23 protein-coding genes and 1 pseudogene are annotated in these 18,437 nt (G+C 64.9%); 8 read left to right on the forward strand and 16 right to left on the reverse strand.

Annotation, left to right across the window (positions count from 1 at the left end; genetic code table 11):
• Positions 1–70 precede the first annotated feature (70 nt).
• Positions 71–550, reverse strand: coding sequence for a glutathione peroxidase (locus LQV39_RS03295; RefSeq protein WP_230020319.1), 480 nt, complete (start codon positions 548–550; stop codon positions 71–73).
• Positions 551–584: 34 nt separating this feature from the next.
• Between LQV39_RS03295 and LQV39_RS03300 the strand changes: the two genes are divergently transcribed.
• The gene (locus LQV39_RS03300) at positions 585–1,040 is read left to right on the forward strand and encodes a hypothetical protein (protein WP_230020320.1); all 456 of its coding nucleotides are present in this window, start codon (positions 585–587) and stop codon (positions 1,038–1,040) included.
• Between the two features lies 1 nt (position 1,041).
• On the opposite strand, the gene LQV39_RS03305 is transcribed toward LQV39_RS03300, so the two are convergent.
• From LQV39_RS03305 to LQV39_RS03315, 3 genes are all read right to left on the reverse strand, one after another.
• Positions 1,042–2,859, reverse strand: coding sequence for an L-lactate permease (locus LQV39_RS03305; protein WP_230020594.1), 1,818 nt, complete (start codon positions 2,857–2,859; stop codon positions 1,042–1,044).
• Between the two features lie 103 nt (positions 2,860–2,962).
• Positions 2,963–4,099, reverse strand: coding sequence for a PilT/PilU family type 4a pilus ATPase (locus LQV39_RS03310; protein WP_230020321.1), 1,137 nt, complete (start codon positions 4,097–4,099; stop codon positions 2,963–2,965).
• Positions 4,100–4,114: 15 nt separating this feature from the next.
• Positions 4,115–5,158 carry a type IV pilus twitching motility protein PilT gene (locus tag LQV39_RS03315; RefSeq protein WP_230020322.1) on the reverse strand — a complete coding sequence of 348 codons (1,044 nt, stop codon included), beginning with the start codon at positions 5,156–5,158 and terminating at the stop codon, positions 4,115–4,117.
• A 156-nt stretch (positions 5,159–5,314) separates the two neighbouring features.
• Here LQV39_RS03315 and LQV39_RS03320 point away from each other — a divergent pair, with 156 nt between their 5' ends.
• From LQV39_RS03320 to LQV39_RS03330, 3 genes are all read left to right on the forward strand, one after another.
• The gene (locus LQV39_RS03320) at positions 5,315–6,016 is read left to right on the forward strand and encodes a YggS family pyridoxal phosphate-dependent enzyme (RefSeq protein WP_230020323.1); all 702 of its coding nucleotides are present in this window, start codon (positions 5,315–5,317) and stop codon (positions 6,014–6,016) included.
• Between the two features lie 8 nt (positions 6,017–6,024).
• Positions 6,025–6,846 (forward strand): pyrroline-5-carboxylate reductase, encoded by an 822-nt coding sequence (gene proC, locus LQV39_RS03325; RefSeq protein ID WP_230020595.1) that lies wholly within the window; start codon positions 6,025–6,027, stop codon positions 6,844–6,846.
• 89 nt (positions 6,847–6,935) lie between these two features.
• Positions 6,936–7,655: a hypothetical protein gene (locus tag LQV39_RS03330; protein ID WP_230020324.1), complete on the forward strand. Its 720-nt coding sequence runs from the start codon at positions 6,936–6,938 to the stop codon at positions 7,653–7,655.
• A 9-nt stretch (positions 7,656–7,664) separates the two neighbouring features.
• On the opposite strand, the gene LQV39_RS03335 is transcribed toward LQV39_RS03330, so the two are convergent.
• Positions 7,665–8,420, reverse strand: a complete 756-nt coding sequence (locus tag LQV39_RS03335) for a DeoR/GlpR family DNA-binding transcription regulator (RefSeq protein ID WP_230020325.1) — start codon at positions 8,418–8,420, stop codon at positions 7,665–7,667.
• Here LQV39_RS03335 and LQV39_RS03340 point away from each other — a divergent pair.
• Positions 8,419–9,081 (forward strand): annotated as a pseudogene (locus tag LQV39_RS03340) (hypothetical protein); the annotation flags it as partial. The gene LQV39_RS03335 and the pseudogene LQV39_RS03340 overlap by 2 nt on opposite strands.
• Before the next feature lie 373 nt (positions 9,082–9,454).
• Here LQV39_RS03340 and LQV39_RS03345 read toward each other — a convergent pair.
• From LQV39_RS03345 to ubiA, 10 genes are all read right to left on the reverse strand, one after another.
• On the reverse strand, positions 9,455–9,793 hold the full coding sequence (locus tag LQV39_RS03345) for a helix-turn-helix transcriptional regulator (RefSeq protein WP_230020326.1): 339 nt from the start codon (positions 9,791–9,793) through the stop codon (positions 9,455–9,457).
• The gene (locus tag LQV39_RS03350) at positions 9,790–10,263 is read right to left on the reverse strand and encodes an SRPBCC domain-containing protein (RefSeq protein WP_230020327.1); all 474 of its coding nucleotides are present in this window, start codon (positions 10,261–10,263) and stop codon (positions 9,790–9,792) included. Before LQV39_RS03350 ends, LQV39_RS03345 begins: the two co-directional genes overlap by 4 nt.
• A 58-nt stretch (positions 10,264–10,321) precedes the next feature.
• Complete coding sequence (locus LQV39_RS03355) at positions 10,322–10,849, reverse strand: NUDIX domain-containing protein (protein ID WP_230020328.1); 528 nt, start codon at positions 10,847–10,849, stop codon at positions 10,322–10,324.
• A gap of 21 nt (positions 10,850–10,870) precedes the next feature.
• Positions 10,871–12,511, reverse strand: coding sequence for a phosphoethanolamine transferase (locus tag LQV39_RS03360; RefSeq protein ID WP_230020329.1), 1,641 nt, complete (start codon positions 12,509–12,511; stop codon positions 10,871–10,873).
• 13 nt (positions 12,512–12,524) lie between these two features.
• Entirely contained in the window at positions 12,525–12,692 is a 168-nt protein-coding gene (locus LQV39_RS03365; protein WP_230020619.1) for a hypothetical protein, read from the reverse strand.
• A gap of 154 nt (positions 12,693–12,846) precedes the next feature.
• Positions 12,847–12,996 carry a hypothetical protein gene (locus LQV39_RS03370; protein ID WP_230020330.1) on the reverse strand — a complete coding sequence of 50 codons (150 nt, stop codon included), beginning with the start codon at positions 12,994–12,996 and terminating at the stop codon, positions 12,847–12,849.
• 56 nt (positions 12,997–13,052) lie between these two features.
• Complete coding sequence (locus LQV39_RS03375; RefSeq protein ID WP_230020331.1) at positions 13,053–13,343, reverse strand: hypothetical protein; 291 nt, start codon at positions 13,341–13,343, stop codon at positions 13,053–13,055.
• The gene (locus tag LQV39_RS03380) at positions 13,336–13,731 is read right to left on the reverse strand and encodes a phage holin family protein (protein ID WP_230020332.1); all 396 of its coding nucleotides are present in this window, start codon (positions 13,729–13,731) and stop codon (positions 13,336–13,338) included. The genes LQV39_RS03375 and LQV39_RS03380 overlap by 8 nt, the downstream gene beginning before the upstream one ends.
• A complete protein-coding gene (locus tag LQV39_RS03385) occupies positions 13,731–14,051 on the reverse strand; it encodes a YqjD family protein (RefSeq protein WP_230020333.1) in 321 nt (106 codons plus the stop codon). The genes LQV39_RS03380 and LQV39_RS03385 overlap by 1 nt, the downstream gene beginning before the upstream one ends.
• Before the next feature lie 41 nt (positions 14,052–14,092).
• Positions 14,093–14,947: a 4-hydroxybenzoate octaprenyltransferase gene (gene ubiA, locus LQV39_RS03390; protein ID WP_230020334.1), complete on the reverse strand. Its 855-nt coding sequence runs from the start codon at positions 14,945–14,947 to the stop codon at positions 14,093–14,095.
• Between the two features lie 143 nt (positions 14,948–15,090).
• On the opposite strand from ubiA, the gene LQV39_RS03395 reads away from it, so the two are divergent.
• The gene (locus LQV39_RS03395; protein WP_230020335.1) at positions 15,091–15,657 is read left to right on the forward strand and encodes a hypothetical protein; all 567 of its coding nucleotides are present in this window, start codon (positions 15,091–15,093) and stop codon (positions 15,655–15,657) included.
• Here LQV39_RS03395 and LQV39_RS03400 read toward each other — a convergent pair.
• Positions 15,635–16,585, reverse strand: coding sequence for a hydrogen peroxide-inducible genes activator (locus LQV39_RS03400; protein ID WP_230020336.1), 951 nt, complete (start codon positions 16,583–16,585; stop codon positions 15,635–15,637). The two genes, LQV39_RS03395 and LQV39_RS03400, sit on opposite strands and share 23 nt — an antisense overlap.
• A 120-nt stretch (positions 16,586–16,705) precedes the next feature.
• Here LQV39_RS03400 and LQV39_RS03405 point away from each other — a divergent pair, with 120 nt between their 5' ends.
• Positions 16,706–17,887, forward strand: coding sequence for a PilT/PilU family type 4a pilus ATPase (locus LQV39_RS03405; RefSeq protein ID WP_290368546.1), 1,182 nt, complete (start codon positions 16,706–16,708; stop codon positions 17,885–17,887).
• A gap of 67 nt (positions 17,888–17,954) precedes the next feature.
• A complete protein-coding gene (gene rfaE2 / locus LQV39_RS03410) occupies positions 17,955–18,437 on the forward strand; it encodes a D-glycero-beta-D-manno-heptose 1-phosphate adenylyltransferase (protein ID WP_230020337.1) in 483 nt (160 codons plus the stop codon).

Raw genomic sequence — 18,437 nt, forward strand, 5'->3', positions numbered from 1 at the left:
TGAACGGGGGAAAAATATGAACAAGACGATCAAGATGCTTTGTTGATCACCCAAGCGTGCGCAGCAAGTACTACCCCAGCAGCTTCTCGATATCCCCCGCAATCTCCTCCGGCTTGGTGGTCGGCGCATAGCGCTTGGCCACCTTGCCGTCACGCCCGATCAGGAACTTGGTGAAGTTCCACTTGATCCCCTCAGTGCCCAGCACGCCCGGCGCCTCGCCCTTCAAATGCTTCCACAGCGGATGCGCGGCATCGCCGTTGACGTCGACCTTGGCGAACATCGGGAAGCTCACGCCGTAGTTCTTTTCGCAGAAGGCGCCGATTTCTTCTTCCGAGCCCGGCTCCTGCGAACCGAACTGGTTGCAAGGGAAGCCCAGCACCTCCAGGCCGCGGCCGTGCAACTCGCGGTAGACGGATTCCAGCCCCTGGTACTGCGGGGTGAAGCCGCATTTGCTGGCCGTGTTGACGATGAGGAGGACCTTGCCGCGGTATTGGGCGAGGTCGACCGGTTTGCCATCGAGGGCGTTGGCCTGGAAGTCGTATACGTTCATGACAGTCTCCCGCATAGTGCGTTAATGTACATGCATGAGTGTAATCGAAAGGGAGACGATGCAAGCAGCCGTGAACCTTCCGCTCGCCGTCGGCGCCGCGCTCAGCGCCATCGCCGCGCTGCTCCACCTGTGCATCATTGCCGGCGGGCCGGCCTGGTATCGCTTCTTCGGCGCGGGTGAGAAGTTCGCGCGCGCGGCCGCACAGGGCAAGGCCTACCCGGCGCTGGTCACGCTTGGCATTGCCACAGTGCTCGGCCTCTGGGCTGCCTACGCCCTGGCCGGCGCCGGGGTCATCGGCGCGCTGCCCATGCTGAAGACGGCGCTGGTGGCCATCACCGCCATCTACATCGTTCGCGGCCTGGGCTATGCGCCACTGGTGCTGGCGAAGGGCGGCAGGCTCACGCCCTTCGTGGTCTGGAGCTCGCTCATCTGTCTCGCTTACGGCATGGTGCATTTGCTCGGGCTGGTGCAGCGCTGGCCGGCGCTCTAGTTCACTTCACCAGCAGGGTGAAGGGATACACGTAGGCCTGCAGCGTGACCAGGATGCCGACCAGGCAGGCCAGCGCGATCGAATGGAAGAACACGTAGCGCAGGATTTCGCCTTCGTGGCCATACCATTTGGTTGCCGTCGAGGCCACCACGATGGACTGGGCGTCGATCATCTTGCCCATCACGCCGCCCGAGGAATTGGCCGCCGCCATCAGGATCGGGCTCAGGCCGAGCTGGGTGGCCGAGGTCTTCTGCAGGCCGCCGAACAGCACGTTGGAGGCAGTGTCCGATCCTGTCAGCGCGACACCGAGCCAGCCGAGCAGGGTGCCGAAGAAGGGATACAGCACGCCGGTATTTGCGAAGGCCAGGCCGAGGGTCGAGTCGAGGCCGGAATAGCGCGTGGTATAGCCGAGCGCCAGCATGGCGGCGATCGTCAGAAGCGAGAAACGCATGATCTTGAGCGTGGCCCAGTACACGGAAAACAGTTCACGCACCTTGTAGCCCATGACCAGGCCGGAGATGACGGCGGCGGCCAGGATGCCGGAGCCCGTGGCGGATAGCCAGTTGAGCGTGTAGACGGCAGCCTCGGCGGTGGGCTTGGTGGCCACCGGCGGCATCTTCTGCACCAGCTTGTGCAGGGCCGGCCATTCGTATTTGAATACGGAAATCCCGTCGAGCATTTTCTTCCACTCGGGTATGCCCCACAGGAACACCAGCACCGACAGGATCAGCCACGGCAGCCAGGCCTTCAGCACGGCCGCGCGCGGATGGTTGTGGACTTGCGATGCACGGCCCGGCGCACCGCCGCCGTTGCCGTTCGCATCGGCATAAGCAGCACCGGCGCCGGCGCCGGCATAGGCGCCAGCCCCCGCACCTGCACCGGCGCCAGCGTAGGCGCCCGCACTCGCGCCGGCACCCGCACCCGCACTTGCGGCGCCCGCACCGGCGCCAGCGTAGGCATCGGTACCGGAATCGGCCTTGAGCCTGCCCGCGGTATCGGTCCAGATGGCAGCCGGCTTCCACACCTTGAGGAACAGCGTCAGGCATAGCATCGACAGCAGCGAGCCGCCGACGTCGACCAGCCAGGGGCCATGGAAATTCGAGATCAGGTACTGCGGCACGGCGAAGGTGACGCCGGCCACCAGGATCGCCGGCCAGATGGCGGCCATGCCGGCAAAGCCGCAGAAGGCCCAGATCAGCCAGAAGGGCACCAGCACCGAGAAGAAGGGCAACTGCCGGCCGACCATGCCCGACAGCTGCAGCAGGTCGAGGCCGGTAACGCCGGCCAGCGCGATTAGCGGGGAACCGAGTGCGCCGAAGGCCACCGGCGCCGTGTTTGCGATCAGCGACAGGCCGGAAGCCGCCAGCGGCGCGAAGCCCAGGCCGATCAGCATGGCGCCGGTCACGGCCACCGGGGTGCCGAAGCCGCCCGCGCCCTCGAAGAAGGCGCCGAAGGAGAACGCGACCAGCAGCAATTGCAGGCGGCGGTCGGTGGTGATGCCGGTGATCGATTCCTGCAGGATCTTGAAGTAACCTTTGCGCTCGGTGAGCTGGTACAGGAAGATCACGTTCAGGATGATCCAGCCGATCGGCAGCAGGCCGTTGGCGGCGCCGTACAGGGCGGCGGCCAGCGCGGTGGGCGCCGGCATCGCGTACGCGAAAATCGCCACCAGCAGCGCGGCGGCGAGGCCGAGCAGGGCGGCGATGTGCGCCTTGATGTGCAGGAAAGCCAGCGACACCAGCATCACGGCAACCGGAACGGCTGCCGCCAGCGTCGACAGGACGACGTTGCCCAACGGGTTATACACTTGACTCCACATCATCGCTCTCCTCGGATGATCGATCGGTCTACGTGTATGAAATTAGGTGCCGCGCAAGCGGACTTTTAGTTATTTCTCAATTGTGCGCGGCGAACCGGCGGGCTCAGACGATGCCTAAATGTTCCGTCCCGGCCGACAAATCGCGGTTCTTCGCATGCTTGCTGTTCAGCTTGATGTTCAGTCGCAGATCGTTGACGGAGTCCGCATTGCGCAGCGCATCCTCGTACGAGATCTTGTCCGCCTCGTACAGGTCGAACAGCGCCTGGTCGAAGGTCTGCATGCCGAGCTCGCGCGACTTCTTCATGATCTCCTTGATCTCGTGGACTTCGCCCTTGAAGATCAGGTCCGAAATCAAGGGAGAATTCAGCAGGATTTCGATCGCCACCACACGGCCCTTGGTCTCTTTTCGAGGAATCAGGCGCTGCGAGATCAGGCCCTTCAGGTTGAGCGACAGGTCCATCAGCAGCTGCTGCCGGCGCTCTTCCGGGAAGAAGTTGATGATGCGGTCCAGGGCCTGATTGGCGCTGTTGGCGTGCAGGGTGGCCAGGCAGAGGTGGCCGGTTTCGGCGAAGGCGATCGCGTGCTCCATGGTCTCGCGGTCGCGGATCTCGCCGATCTGGATCACGTCCGGCGCCTGGCGCAGCGAGTTCTTCAGCGCGGCTTCGAAGCTGTCGGTGTCGACGCCCACTTCGCGCTGCGTGATCACGCAGTTCCGGTGCGGGTGCACGAATTCGACCGGGTCTTCGATGGTGATGATGTGGCCGTAGCTGTTCTCGTTGCGGTAGCCGACCATCGCGGCCAGGGTCGTCGATTTGCCGGAGCCGGTGGCGCCGACCATGATGACCAGGCCGCGCTTGGTCATGACCACGTCCCGCAGCACGTCCGGCAGTTCGAGGTCTTCGAAGCGCGGAATGGTGGTGGTGATCACGCGCAGCACCATGCCCACGCAGCCCATCTGCATGAAGGCGGAGACGCGGAAGCGGCCCAGGTCGCCGGGGCTGATCGCGAAGTTCGCTTCCTTCGATAGCTCGAAGCCGGCGGCCTGCTTGTCGTTCATGATGGCGCGCGCCAGGTCGGCCGTGTGACCGCCTTGCAGGGCCTGGTTCGAGACCGGCGTCATCTTGCCGTCGATCTTGATCGCGGGCGGGAAGCCGGCGGTGATGAACAGGTCGGAGCCGCCCTTGCTGACCATCAGGCGCAGCAGGTCGAACATGAATTTTGAGGCCTGGTCGCGTTCCATCGTCGTTCTCGATTCTTAGCCAGGGAAGTTCTCGGGGATCTTGGCGGCCGAGCGCGCGGCGGCAGACGAGATCACGTTGCGGCGCACCAGGTCGGTCAGGTTCTGGTCCAGGGTCTGCATGCCGACGCTGGAGCCGGTCTGGATGCTTGAATACATCTGCGCGATCTTGGCTTCGCGGATCAGGTTGCGGATCGCCGGCGTGCCGATCATGATCTCGTGCGCCGCCACGCGGCCGGAGCCGTCCTTGGTCTTCAGCAGGGTCTGCGAGATCACGGCCTGCAGCGATTCCGACAGCATCGCGCGCACCATCTCTTTTTCCTCGGCCGGGAAGACGTCGACGATACGGTCGATGGTCTTCGCCGCCGACGACGTGTGCAGGGTGCCGAACACCAGGTGGCCGGTCTCGGCCGCCGACAGCGCCAGGCGGATGGTCTCGAGGTCGCGCAGCTCGCCGACCAGGATCGCGTCCGGGTCCTCACGCAGCGCCGAGCGCAGCGCGTTGTTGAAGGACAGGGTATGCGGGCCGACTTCGCGCTGGTTGATCAGGCACTTCTTCGAATCGTGGACGAATTCGATCGGGTCCTCGATGGTGAGGATGTGCCCGTATTCGTTCTCGTTCAGGTGGTTGATCATCGCGGCGAGGGTGGTCGACTTGCCGGAGCCGGTCGGGCCGGTCACCAGCACCAGGCCGCGCGGCTTCATCGCCAGTTCGCCGAAGATCTTCGGCGCATTCAGTTCTTCCAGGCTGAGGATCTTGGACGGGATGGTACGCATCACCGCGGAAGCGCCGCGCTCCTGGTTGAAGGCGTTTACGCGGAAGCGCGCCAGACCAGGAATCGCGAACGAGAAGTCGCACTCCAGCATCTCTTCGTACTGCTTGCGCTGGCCGTCGTTCATGATGTCATAGATCATGCTGTGCACGTCCTTGTGCTCCATCGCGGGCAGGTTGATGCGGCGGACGTCGCCATGCACGCGGATCATCGGCGGCAGGCCGGCCGACAGGTGCAGGTCCGAGGCCTTGTTCTTGACCGAGAAAGCGAGGAGTTCCGAGATGTCCATTTATAATCCATATCAAACGTCGTCCCCGCGCAGGCGGGGACCCAAGTTGCTGGCGTATCGTCAGCGCATGCAGAACTTGGATTCCCGCCTTCGCGGGAATGACGGTGTCTGTCCAGCGCTCGGCTAGAGCGAAAATATTTCCTGTAGAAAACCATTATGTCCACAATCGCCGGGAACTTGCAAGCTGTCGAAGCGACAATCCAGGTGGCCTGCGAGGCTGCCGGCAGGCCGCGTTCGACGGTCCAGCTGCTGGCCGTCTCCAAGACTTTCCCTGCTGAGGCGGTGCTGGAAGCCGTCGCAGCGGGCCAGCGCGCCTTCGGCGAGAACTACCTGCAGGAGGGCGTCGACAAGATCGCGGCTGTCGCAAAAGCGCTACCCGATACCCGTCTCGAATGGCACTTCATCGGTCCGATCCAGTCGAACAAGACGCGTCCGATCGCCGCCAGTTTCGACTGGGTGCACACGGTCGAACGCCTCAAGATCGCGCAGCGCCTGTCCGAGCAGCGTCCGCCCGAACTGGGGCCGTTGAACATCTGCCTGCAGGTGAACATCAGCGGCGAAGCCAGCAAGAGCGGCGTCACGCCCGACGAGCTGCCGGCGCTGGCCCAGGCCGTGGCCGCGCTGCCGAACCTGCGCCTGCGCGGCCTGATGGCCATCCCCGAACCCCAGATTGACCCGGAGCTGCAGCGCGTCCCCTTTGCACGCCTGCGCGAACTGGCCCAGGACATCGTCAAGTCCGGCATCCATCTCGACACCCTGTCGATGGGGATGTCGAGCGACATGCGCGCGGCGGTGCTGGAAGGCGCGAGCATCGTGCGCGTAGGCAGCGCCATCTTCGGCGCCCGCCACTACGAATAGAGATGACTATGAAAATCAGCTTCATCGGCGGCGGCAACATGGCCACCGCCCTCATCGCCGGCCTGGCCGGCAAGGTCGCGCAAGCCGGCGACATCCACGTGATCGATCCGAACCCGGAAGCGCTGGAAAAACTGCGCGGCCAGTACGGCGTGACGACTTCGCCCGAGATCGGCGCCACGGTGGCAGGCAGCGATGTGATCGTACTGGCCGTGAAGCCGCAGCAGATGCGCGAGGTGGCGCTGCGCCTGCAGTCGCAACTGGCGGCGCGCCCGCTGGTGCTGTCGATCGCGGCCGGCATCCGCGGCACGGACCTGTCGCGCTGGCTGGGCGGCTACGGCGCCATCGTGCGCACCATGCCGAACACGCCGGCCCTGATCGGCCAGGGCATCACCGGCATGGTGGCGATGGCCGGCGTGAGCGAGGCGCAGAAGCAGGCCGCGGACAGCATCCTGCGCGCGGTCGGCAAGACCGTGTGGCTGGACAGCGAGGACGCCATCGATCCGGTGACGGCGGTATCGGGCAGCGGCCCGGCCTACGTGTTCTTCTTCCTCGAAGCGATGCAGCAGGCGGCGCTGGAGATGGGCTTGACCGCCGGGCAGGGCAGGGAGCTGGCCATCGCCACCTTCACCGGCGCGGCCCAGCTGGCGGCGCAGTCCGAGGAGCCGGTCGAGGTGCTGCGCCAGCGCGTGACTTCGAAGGGCGGCACCACCTACGCGGCCATCACCAGCATGGAGCAGGCGGGCGTGAAGCAGGCCATCGTCGATGCGATGAAAGCGGCGGCGGCGCGCGGCCGCGAGCTGGGTGACGAGCTTGGCAAGGACGCCGTTTAAGCCACGAATTCAACCATTCGTCGGAAGACCCTGTTTGAATAAGTTGCTGACGTGTTAATGTTCAGCATCTAATCAACCAGGGTTCTCGCATGCGCATCCGTTCCTTTTTGATCCTGCTGGCCGCCGCCGGCAGCGCCCACGCCGCCGATTCGATCAACATCGGCCATCGCACCGATTCGGAGGAAGCCAAGCCCATGGCCTGGCGCTTCCAGTTGCTGGAAAAAGCCCTGAGCACCTTCGAGAAGCGCGCGGCCGAAGAAGCGCCGGGCGCGAAGCTGACGTTCCGCTTGCCGAAAGTGGATGCGGCAGAGGTCGGCAATCAGGTCGAGATCGTCGGCGCGGATCACCACGTTCCGCTGCCCATGCCATCCAATACCACCTTTGCGCTGAAGCGCGGCACCCTGGCCGAGGACGACGACTCGATGGTGGTCGTGAACCGCAATTTCCCGAAAGGCGAATTCAATCACCCGCTGGTGCAGGTGCGTTCGCCCGGCCTGCCGGACGGCGTGCGGCGCATGGGCGACCTGCGCCTGGCCTGCTCGGTGCAGATGGAGATGGCGAAGTCGGAAGGGCTCAAGTTCCGGGCTGCGCTGGCGGCGGCAAGCCTTTTCGGCTTCAAGGTCTGCGACAAGCTGGAAGCCGCCAAGGTCGAGGAACCGTCCGGGAAATACGATACCGTGACGATCGAGGACGGTACGCGCCGCCTGGTGCATGCGGCAAAGGACAAGCATCAGCCGGCGCTGGGCGACAAGGCCTGGTCCGACAATGCGCGCATCAGCTACACGCTGAACGGCCAGCCCGTGCTCTAAAGCGGCCGCTCAGGCCAGGGTCAGCGCGATCCCGCGATCGCGGTACGGCCGCAGCACCTCGTCCGGCGTCTGCGCCGGCAGCACGATCCCGCTGATCTCCGCCAGCCCGACGATGCGGTAGGGCGAGGCCGTCGCCAGCTTCTCCGACGAGGCCAGCACGATGGTCTCGGCGGCCGCCTTGCACAGCGCGCGCTTGACGCAGGCTTCCTCGTAATCGCCGGTCGACAGCCCGAGTTCGGGGTGCAGGCTGGTCACGCCCATGAAGTAGGTATCGGCGCGGATCTGCGCGATCGCTTCCAGCGTGGCCGCGCCGACGCCGACGATCGAATGGCGGAACAGACGTCCGCCCAGCATGATCACCTCGATATTCGGATGCTCCATCAGCTCGATCGCGATCGAGGGGCTGTGCGTGACCACGGTCGCGCTTAGCTGGCGCGGCAGGGCGCGCACGAGTTGGGCGCAGGTGGTGCCGCCGTCGACGAACACGACCTGGCCCGGCTGCACCATCGCGGCGGCGGCGCGGCCGATCGCCGCCTTGTCGTTCGAGGCGATGTGCTGGCGCGCGGCGAAGTCGCCCATCGCCGGACTGGCCGGCAGCGCGCCGCCATGCACGCGCTGGAGCAGGCCTTCTTTCGCCATCTCGCGCAGGTCGCGCCGGATCGTGTCTTCGGACACGCCGAGTTCGGCGCTCAGCTTCGTGGCGACGATCTGGCCGTCGCGCTTCAACACGTCCATCAGGTAATTCTTGCGCTGGCTAGTCAGCATGGATGGCTTTCATATAATTCTTGACCTTGCACGAGTTTGCACGATAGTTTACGAGAACTCAAGCGCAAAGGAGAGTGGCGTGCAGGATCGTGTGAAAATCGGGCAAGTTCAGCTGCTGTCGGACGATCGGGGCGTGCTGAAGAAAACCACCTATGCGCTGCGCACGCGGGCCGGCGAGTGGGCCGAGCAGACCCGCGAGACTTATGACCGCGGCAATGGCGCGACCCTGCTGCTCTACAACCGCGCGTGGCGCAAGGTGGTGCTGACGCGGCAGTTCCGCCTGCCGGCCTTTGTGAACGGCCACGACGGCTTCCTGGTCGAGACGGCGGCCGGGCTGCTCGACGGCGCGCATCCCGAAGAGCGCATCCGCGCAGAGGTGATGGAGGAAACCGGCTACCGCGTCGGCGCCGTGTGCCGCCTGTGGGATGCCTTCATGAGCCCCGGCAGCGTGACCGAGCGCCTGCACTTCTTCGTGGCCGAGTACGAGCCGGGCGACCGCGTCGGCGCCGGCGGCGGGCTGGTGGAAGAGGGCGAAGACCTGGAGGTGCTGGAACTCGGCATCGACGAGGCCATGGCGCGCATCGGCAACAGTAGCGGCAGCGGCATCGTCGACGGCAAGACCATCATGCTGCTGCAGTACGCGCAGCTGCACCTGTTCGCGCCGCCCGGCATGATGATCCTGATCGCCGGTCCCTACCGCTCGGGCACGGAGGGCGATCCCGAACGCATCGCGCGCAACGTGGCGGCGATGGAAGCCTGCGTGCTGCCCTTGTACGAGGCCGGGCACCTGCCGGTGCTGGGCGAGTGGCTGGGGCTGCCGACGGTGCGCCTGGCCGGTTCGCAGCACGAGGGCGACGCCGTGTACGACGCGCTGTTCCACCCGCACGCACAGCGCCTGCTGGCGCGCTGCGATGCCGTGCTGCGCATCGGCGGCGCCTCGAGCGGTGCGGACCTGATGGTCGACACCGCCCGTGCGCTGGGCAAGCGGGTTTATCGTTCGCTCGCCGACATTCCCTTGGCCTGATGAGGGAAGCTTACGCGGGATCGTCCAGCACGGCGCCAAGCCGGTCGAAGCGCGCATCCCACATGCGCTTGTTCATGGCGATCCATTCGTCCAGCACATCGAGGCCCTGGCGATCGATCGCGCACAGGCGCACCCGCCCCGTCTTCTGCGTGCGGACCAGGCGGCAGGACTGGAGCACCTCGAGATGCTGGGCCACCGCGGTCAGCGTGATCTCCAGCGCTTTGGCGAGCGCGCTGACCGACTGCGGTCCTTCGGACAGGAGCCGGAAGATCGCGCGCCGGGTGGCGTCGCCCATTGCGATGAAGATGCGGTCGGCGTCGGCAAGCGGGAACGCGGCGGCGGTGCTCATCGCGCTAGTTCCGCGCTCATCCGGTCCAGCAGCAGTTCCCAGCCCTGCCTGCGCATCTGCGGCCCATCGGCGCCCTCGAAGAACACGGCCTGGTGGGTGAAGACGAGACGGGTGCCGCCGTCGGCCGGCACGAATTCGAAGGTCTCCAGCGAGGCCGAGATGCGCCTGCCGCCGATTTCCATCGTGGCCGCGCTCACGATGCGGCTGTCGGTGACGATGTCGAGAAAGCTGCCGCGGCGTACCAATGGCACGCCGGCAAATGGCGTGCTGGCGTTCAGGCGCGAGGACAGGTTTTCCTGCCCGCCGACTTCGAACTGCATGACAAAGTCGTCGACGTCGTGGGTCTCGCCTTCGGCATACCAGCGGCGCTTGCGCCCGGGGTCGGCAAAGGCCGCGAACACGGCGGCAGGCTGTTTTGGATAAAAACGCTCGATGGTGAAGCTGTCTTGCTGGACGGATGGCGCGGTCATGACGATCTCCATACTGAAGTTGGGACTTCAGTATCGCGCGGAACAGCGATTCGAGGGCTTACGGAACACCACGGAGCAAGTGCCGCGCAACATACTTCAACATCAAGGTTTCGCGTTGGATCGACATTCCCATGCTCGGCGGCCTGTCGCGCAAGACCGCTTCATTGTGCGCGATGGCTTCGTCGATATCGACCCACCTGGGCACCATTCCGTTCTTCACCTCATATGCTTCAGGCGCGGCATTGCCGAGCAGGCGGTCCGCGCGGCATGCGTAGAAGTGCGAACGCATGAAGAGCAGGTCATGCCCTGCTTTCTGGGGGGGCCGGTATTCGTCGCCATACCCCAGGTAAGGTCCTACCGCGATTCCCGTGGCGCCAGTCTCTTCCTGCAGTTCACGGACGAGGCCGTCCTCCGGGCTTTCGCCGTCATCGAGTCCGCCGCCGGGGAAGCTGTAGTCGTTGTAGCGGCGCGTGTACAGCAACAGTATCTCCCTGCCATGCAGCACGACCGCACGCACGGCCTGCCGCTCGCGTATCACGCCGTCGATCACGCCGGCATCTGGATGGGTCAATGTGTAGAGAAGCATGTATTTATATGGCTGAAATGGCTAGGGCTGGCCGGAAGACCCATCCAAGCGCGTGAATTGCGGGCTCAGGATGTCGTGCCGGGGCTGGTAAAAGTGCGTTTGTATCCCAAGCAGGCCGAGCAGGGTATGGTCCAGGTGATCGGTGCGATATTCGCGTCCTTCGATCCCCGGAAGAGGGGCCTGGCGTTGCGAACGCCGATTCGTCCACAATAACAGCGGTACTTGATAGCCGCTCGGGTCGGTCGAGGAGTGCCCTGCAAAATTGCGGTAGTGTCCCACTTCCTGTCCATGATCGGATACGTAAAGCACCGAGACCGGTCCTGCCGGTTCCGCCTGCCCTGCCTTTTCCAGAATCGACGAGAGCACGTGGTCCGTGTACAGCATGGCGTTGTCGTACTGGTTGCGCGCCGTGCGGATCCAGTATGGGCGGCCTGCCTCATCCAGGGCATCGTCCACGGCATCGTCGGCGCCGGAGAAGCGGTCGAAGGCTGGCGGGTAGCGCAGGTCGTAACGCAGATGTGCGCCCTGCATGTGGACGATGACCAGCTTGCGCGGCGCTGGATCACCCAGGACGCGGGCGAGGTGCGGCAGCAGGCGTTCGTCCAGGCTGCGCGCCGCGCGGCCATGGCCCTTGTTCACGAAAACCTGCTCGTGCGCGTGCTCGGCCATGATCTGGATCGGGCCGTCTCCCATCTCCTGGTTGGATAGCCAGGTCACGCGGTAGCCCGCCGTGCGCGCCAGCGCGAGCACATTGGGTTCGGTCAGCCAGGCGTCGGGACTGTCGAGCGTGGCGGGCGTCAGCATCTTGAGCAGCGACTGGACGGTGGCGGCATCCGATGACAGGACGTTCCTGAATACCAGCATGTCGCCGCGCCGCGCAAGCAGTCCGGGGGTGGTGTTTCTCTGATACCCGTACAGGGACCAGTTGCTGCGGTTGACGCTTTCGCCCAATACCAGCACCAGGGTCTGCCGGGGCGGCCCGACGTAGGCCGCCGCGTAGGCTTGCGCAGCCGCGAGATCGCTTGCAACCTTGCGCTTCACCCCGGCCAGGAATACACGCTGCTGCTGGTAATCCATGAAGTAGCCCGGCCAGTAGACGAGCGGATTTTCTTCCGCCATCGTGGCGTTGAGGTGCAGGGCGGCGAACAGCGCGAGCATGCCGGTGCCGAGCCAGCGGTCGCGCCGGTTCGCAAGGGCTTCTTCGCCTGCGGCGCGACCGAGCTTGCGCTCCACCCAGTACAGCAGCGCGATCAGCGCGGCCACCAGCAGCGTCACCAGCGACAGGTGCAGCCAGTAGGTCTCGATGAATTCGCGCGCTTCGTTGGCGTTGCTGCCAAGGAGCGCATCGGCGACCACGATGTTCTTCGGCGCCAGGCCGTACAGCCAGAACAGGAAGCCTTCGACGGCCGCGTTCAGCAGGACCAGGCTGTTGAGCGCCATGGCCAGGCCGGCCACCAGAGTGCGGCCGCATCGCAGCAGCTGCAGGCCGGCGAGGCCGGCATTCGCGATCAGGCTGAACGCTGCCGCCTTGGCGAGGCTGTGCAGGTCTTGCATGCCGAGCTGCCAGTAGAGGGCCAGGCCCAGGATGGTGATGACGGCGCGGATAATGGCGCGGGGCAGTGCCGGCGCCGCGCCGGCCAGGATCTTCTTCTCGCTCTCCATCGTGATTCTCCTCTCAATGGCCGATCAACATGCCAGCGGCGCCGTCCTTGTCGTGCAAGGCGAACTTGTCGACCATCGTGGCGCTGGCCTCGTTCAGGCCGGTAACCTCGATCATGGTCCCGGCAAGGAGGTCGTTGCGGATATTCGAGAACCAGTCCCGGCGAATGGTTTGTATGAGCATGCGTGTACCTTTCGGCCGATGCGGCCGAGCGAAACGTGAAACCGATGAGCGCCGTGCTCCAGGCACTGGATCAGGGCGAGACAAACGGAAGGCTATGGAGCAGTCGATGTCGCATGCGCGGCATCAACGCGTCCCGGATCGGAAAAAGAAGGGGTTACGGAGGCGTAACCGAGCAGAAATAGCCGCGAGGAAGCTCTGAGCCGGGATAGGAGACCGCTTTCAGGCTCTGCGCTGCAAAGCGTGCGCAGTCAAGGCTGCGCGTCACGGCGGCGTCGAGGATGAGCGTGGCAAGGGATTCGGTCATGGCCCAACATTTTGCAACGCAGCACGCATGACCGTCAAGGCTGGCGTGCAGGCGGCTCAGCGCCGGAACTGCGCCAGCAACGCCAGTCCACGCTGTGCCATGCGCCAGACCGGCATGACCGAACCTGCCAGCGCCAGCACGCGCTTGCGGCGCAGCAGCGTGAGGCCCAGGCCGGCGCCGAGCGCGCCCAGCACCAGCTTCTTGTGGCCAACCACGTAGCCGGCCAGCGGATGATCCAGCACGGCGGCAGGACGCAGCGCTTGCAGTTCGTAGGCCAGGCCGGTGCGCTGCTCGGCGCAGCGTTCGATCAGTTCCTTGCGGCGCTCGGCCAGAGTCGGCTTATTCATCGATCGCTCCCGCGTGCGCAGTGGCCGCCGTGTGGCGCACGTACTCGACGTCCTTGCGCAGCTCGGCCAGGGTATCCGCGAACAGCGGCGTATGGGCGTTCAGTTTCGAACGCACCGACATCACGATGAGGCCGGCGCCGGCGGCCAGCAGCACGGCCATGCCGGCCACCGCCTGCAACCGGTACGTATCCCAGAACAGCAGGATGACGAACAGCGCCACCAGCATCGTGCTGCCTGCGGCAAGGAAGACCGCGAGCAGGGTCCACGCAAGGTAGCCGAGCAGGCGGCGCGCGTCTTCCTGGAATTCGACGGCGGCCAGCTCCAGCCGCGTGCCGACCATGGCCACCAGGGTCGACGCGATCCGGCCTACTGCCGAAAACAAGGCCATTATTTACGGGCGATCAGCATGCCGATCACGACACCGACGGCGGCGCCGATACCGACCGACTTCCATGGATTTTCCTGCACATACTCGTCGGTGGCCTTGGCGGCGACCTTGGTCTTCTCGACCACGGCCTGCTCCAGGCGGATGATGTCGTCCTTGGCCTTGACGATGGTGCGCTCGAACTTGGCCTTGGCGGCCTTGAATTCCTCGCCGGTCAGCGAACCGCTGTGGCGCAGCCAGGCTTCGGCGTCCTGGATCACGGTCTTCAGGTCGGACAGCAGCTGGTCACGGGCGCCGGTCTGGGTCGGGATTTTTTCCATCATGGGTGAACCTCGTCGATGTGGGTTGTGTATTACTAACAATATTAACCGAATGCATAGTCTAGCGCGACACCTGCGAACAGTGCGGCGCCCAACCAGTTGTTATGACGGAACGCAGCGAAGCACTTCATGCGGTCGCGGTCCTTGATCAGGGTGTAGTGGTAGATCGCCATGCCGGCCGCGACGATCACGCCGCCGAGGAACCACCAGCGCAAGCCCAGCATCCAGCCGCACACCAGGTCGATGCCGAGCGCGGCGGCATAGCACAGCATGATGGCGGCGACATCGAAATGGCCGAAGGTGATGGCCGAGGTGCGCATGCCGAGCTTGATATCGTCGTCGCGGTCGACCATCGCATAGGCGGTGTCGTAGGCCACCGACCAGAACACGTTCGCCACCAGAAGCCACCAGGCGACGGCCGGGACCTGGTTCTGTACGGCGGCAAAGGCCATCGGGATGCCGAAGCCGAACGCGATCCCGAGATACGCTTGCGGAATCGCGAAGAAGCGCTTGAAGTAGGGATAGCTGCCGGCCACGATCACGGCCACCACGGACAGTTCTTTGGTGAGCGTGTTCAGCGGCAGGATCAGCAGGAAGGAGACGAGGGCCAATGCCACCGCCACCATGATCGCTTCCCATCCCTTGATGCGGCCGCTGGTCAGCGGGCGCTCGGCGGTACGCTTCACATAACGGTCGAAGTCGCGGTCGGCATAGTCATTGATTGCGCAGCCGGCGGAGCGCATCAGCGCGGTGCCAAGGACGAAAATGACCAGGATCGCCGGATCCGGATGGCCGTTCGATGCCATCCACAAGGCCCATAGCGTAGGCCACAGCAGCAGCAGGATGCCGATCGGCTTGTCGGCCCGGATCAGACGAAAGTAGAGCGCCAGCTTGTTCATCGCGTGTTCTATCTAATTGAAAATTTGCAAGCTCAGGATTTTAGCCTGTTCATGGCGCACGATGGACTATGCACAAAGTATGGCGAACCCGGCCGGGCTACGATCCCGGCTTTCGATGGCAAAAAAACCATGAGGAGGCAGGCATGCAGTTCGCAAGTATCGTGGTGGCGGCCGGTATCGGGCTAGGCTGTTGTGCGCTGGCCGATGCGGGCTCCAGGTCGGGCGAGGCCAGGGCGGACCGGATCGAGGCCGACTGGACGGAAGCGCAGTCGCTGCGCGAGTTGCCGGCCGGCGTACAGGCCCTGCTGGGCGTGGGGCTGGGCGAGGAGGGCGGAATTGCCGACCGCGGCGACCGCTTCAATGCCGGCGACGTGACCGGGGGCGGCCTGCCGCAGCGCCGTTTTGCGCTGGGCGCCGTCAACGGCGACACGGCCGTGGTGGCGGTCGAGCAGGGCGGGCGCGGCTACCAGGTGCAGACGATGGAATTCAGGCAGGTCGGCGCGACGTGGGAACCGGTGCGCTGTACGGTGGGCATCGCAGCGCCGCGGCGCAGCGCGGAGCTGCTGGAAAATATCGCGGCGCGCAAGGCTGCCGCACCGGGCGCCTGCCGGCTGCCCGGCTTTCATCCGGAGCCGGCGGCAGCGACGGCAACCACCGCCGTCTCGGCCCCGGCCGTTCAGACCAGGCTCAAGCCGCGGCCTGGAGCGTGACCATCTCCACGCCCGGCAGCCGGCAATCGGCCACCGCGTTGACCACGGCGTCGATGGCGGCGCGGCGGGTAAAACTCTTGCGCCAGACGATCACCACGCGGCGCGAGGGCGCCGGCTCCTGGAAAGGCACGAAGGTCAGCATGCCGTTCGGGTCCTTCATGTCCGGCACCGAGGCGCGCGGCAGCACGGTCAGGCCGATGCCGCTGGCGACCATGTGGCGGATCGTCTCCAGCGAGGAGCCCTCGAAGGTGCGCTGCATGCCGTTGCCGGCGCTGGGCGAGGACGAGAAGCGCGCCATCTCCGGGCAGACTTCCAGCACCTGGTCGCGGAAGCAGTGGCCGGCGCCCAGCAGCAGCATGGTCTCGCTCTTGAGGTCCTCGGCGGAGATGTCCTTGCGCGTGGCCCAGGGGTGGTTGCGCGGCATCGCCACCACGAAGGGCTCGTCGTAGAGCGGCTGCACCGCCATGCCGTGTTCCGGCAGCGGCAGCGCCATGATGGCGGCGTCGAGTTCGCCCTGGCGCAGCAGGTCGAGCAGCTTGACCGTGAAATTCTCCTGCAGCACCAGCGGCATCTGCGGCACATTGTCGATCAAATTCTTGACGAGTGGCGGCAGCAGATAGGGGCCGATGGTGTAGATCACGCCCAGGCGCAGCGGACCCGAGAGCGGATCCTTGTTCTGCTTGGCCAGCTCCTTGATGGCGGCGGTCTGCTCCAGCACGCGCTCGGCCTGGGCCACGATCTGCGCGCCCAGCGGCGTCACCGAGACTTCCGAGCCGCCGCGTTCGAACAGCGTCACGCCCAGTTCATCCTCGAGCTTTTTGATGGCGACAGACAAGGTTGGCTGTGCAACAAAGCAGGCTTCGGCGGCATGGCCGAAATGGCGGGCGCGTGCGACAGCAACAATATATTTAAGTTCGGTCAGGGTCATAGGCTTCCGGATTACAACAGTGCCGCCGGCTTGAGATATTGAGCACTATTTTACCGATAAACCAGTCGATATAATGGGCCGTCCAGGGCAATGTTGCCCAGCGTTAATAAAAAGGCCACCATGTCCTCCACCTTCGGCCCGGCGGAAGCCCAGGCATACATGCACAAGCTGCTGACCGTGATGCAGCAGCAAGGCGGCTCCGATCTCTTCATTTCCGCGGACTTCCCGCCCAGCATGAAGCACCAGGGTGCGATGAAGCCGCTCAGCAGCCAGCGCCTGACCGGCGAGGTGACGCGTGCGCTGGCCCTGTCGCTGATGAACGAGCGCCAGCGCGCCGAGTTCGAGGCCGAGATGGAGTGCAATTTTGCGATCTCGCTGCCGAACGTGTGCCGCTTCCGCGTCAACGTCTTCGTGCAGCAGCAGAGCGTGGGCATGGTTGTGCGGACCATCGCCTCCGAGATTCCGACTTTCGAGAAGCTCGACCTGCCGGATGTGCTGAAGGATGTCGTGATGACCAAGCGCGGCCTGGTGCTGGTCGTCGGCGGCACCGGCTCCGGCAAGTCGACCACGCTGGCGGCCATGATCGACTACCGCAACGCCAACTCGGCCGGCCACATCATCACGGTCGAGGACCCGGTCGAATACGTCCACAAGAACAAGAACTGCCTTGTCACGCACCGCGAGGTCGGCGTCGACACCCACTCCTGGCACAACGCGCTGAAGAATACGCTGCGCCAGGCGCCGGACGTGATCCTGATCGGCGAGATCCGCGACACCGAGACGATGGAGCACGCGATCGCCTTCGCTGAGACTGGCCACCTGTGCCTGGGCACCCTGCACGCGAACAACGCCAACCAGACCATGGACCGGATCATCAACTTCTTCCCGGAAGAGAGAAGGCCGCAGCTGCTGATGGACCTGTCGGCCAACCTGCGCGCGATCGTGTCGCAGCGCCTGATCCGGACCGAGGACGGCAAGGGCCGCAAGGCCGCCATCGAGATTCTGCTGACCACGCCGACCATCAGCGAGATGATCCTGAAGGGGAACTTCCACGCCATCAAGGAGATCATGCACAAGTCGCGCGAGCTGGGCATGTGCACCTTCGACCAGGCGCTGTACGAGCTGTACAACGCCGGCTACATCGCCTACGACGAAGCGATCCGCAATGCCGACTCGGCCAACGGCCTGCGCCTGCAGATCAAGCTGTCGGGCGAACGCCGCGGTCCGGGTGTCGAAGGCGGCGCGTCGAAGGCCGAGCTGTCGATGATGCTGGATGAAGAGAAGGAAGAGGGCGATAATTGATTTTTGTCGTTCCCGGCATTGCCGGAAACAACTCCCCGCGAAGGCGGGGATCCAAGTTCATCTACCTATGCCAACCTTCGAACAAAAACTCACCACCCGCGCAGAGCTGCAGCAGCGCGTCGCCCAGCTGCCGAAACCCATCGTCCTCACCAACGGCGTCTTCGACATCCTGCACCGCGGCCACGTCACCTACCTGGCCCAGGCCAGAGAACTGGGCGCCTCGCTGGTCGTCGCCGTCAACACCGACGCCTCCGTCAAACGTCTCGGCAAGGGCGACGACCGCCCGCTGAACAAGATGGAAGATCGCATGGCCGTGCTGGCCGCGCTGGAGTCGGTCAGCCTGGTCGTCGAATTCGACGAGGACACCGCACTGGAAGTGGTGCAGGAAGCCCGCCCCGACATCTACGCCAAGGGTGGCGACTACGTCATGACCGAGATCCCGGAAGGGAAGGAAGTCATCGCCCAGGGCGGCAAGGCGGTTGCGATCGACTTTGCGCACGACCGCTCGACCACAAAACTGGTCGCAAAAATCCGCCAGTTCGGCGGATAA

The sequence above is a fragment of the Massilia sp. Bi118 genome (genome assembly GCF_918697865.1).
Taxonomy (GTDB): domain Bacteria; phylum Pseudomonadota; class Gammaproteobacteria; order Burkholderiales; family Burkholderiaceae_D; genus Telluria.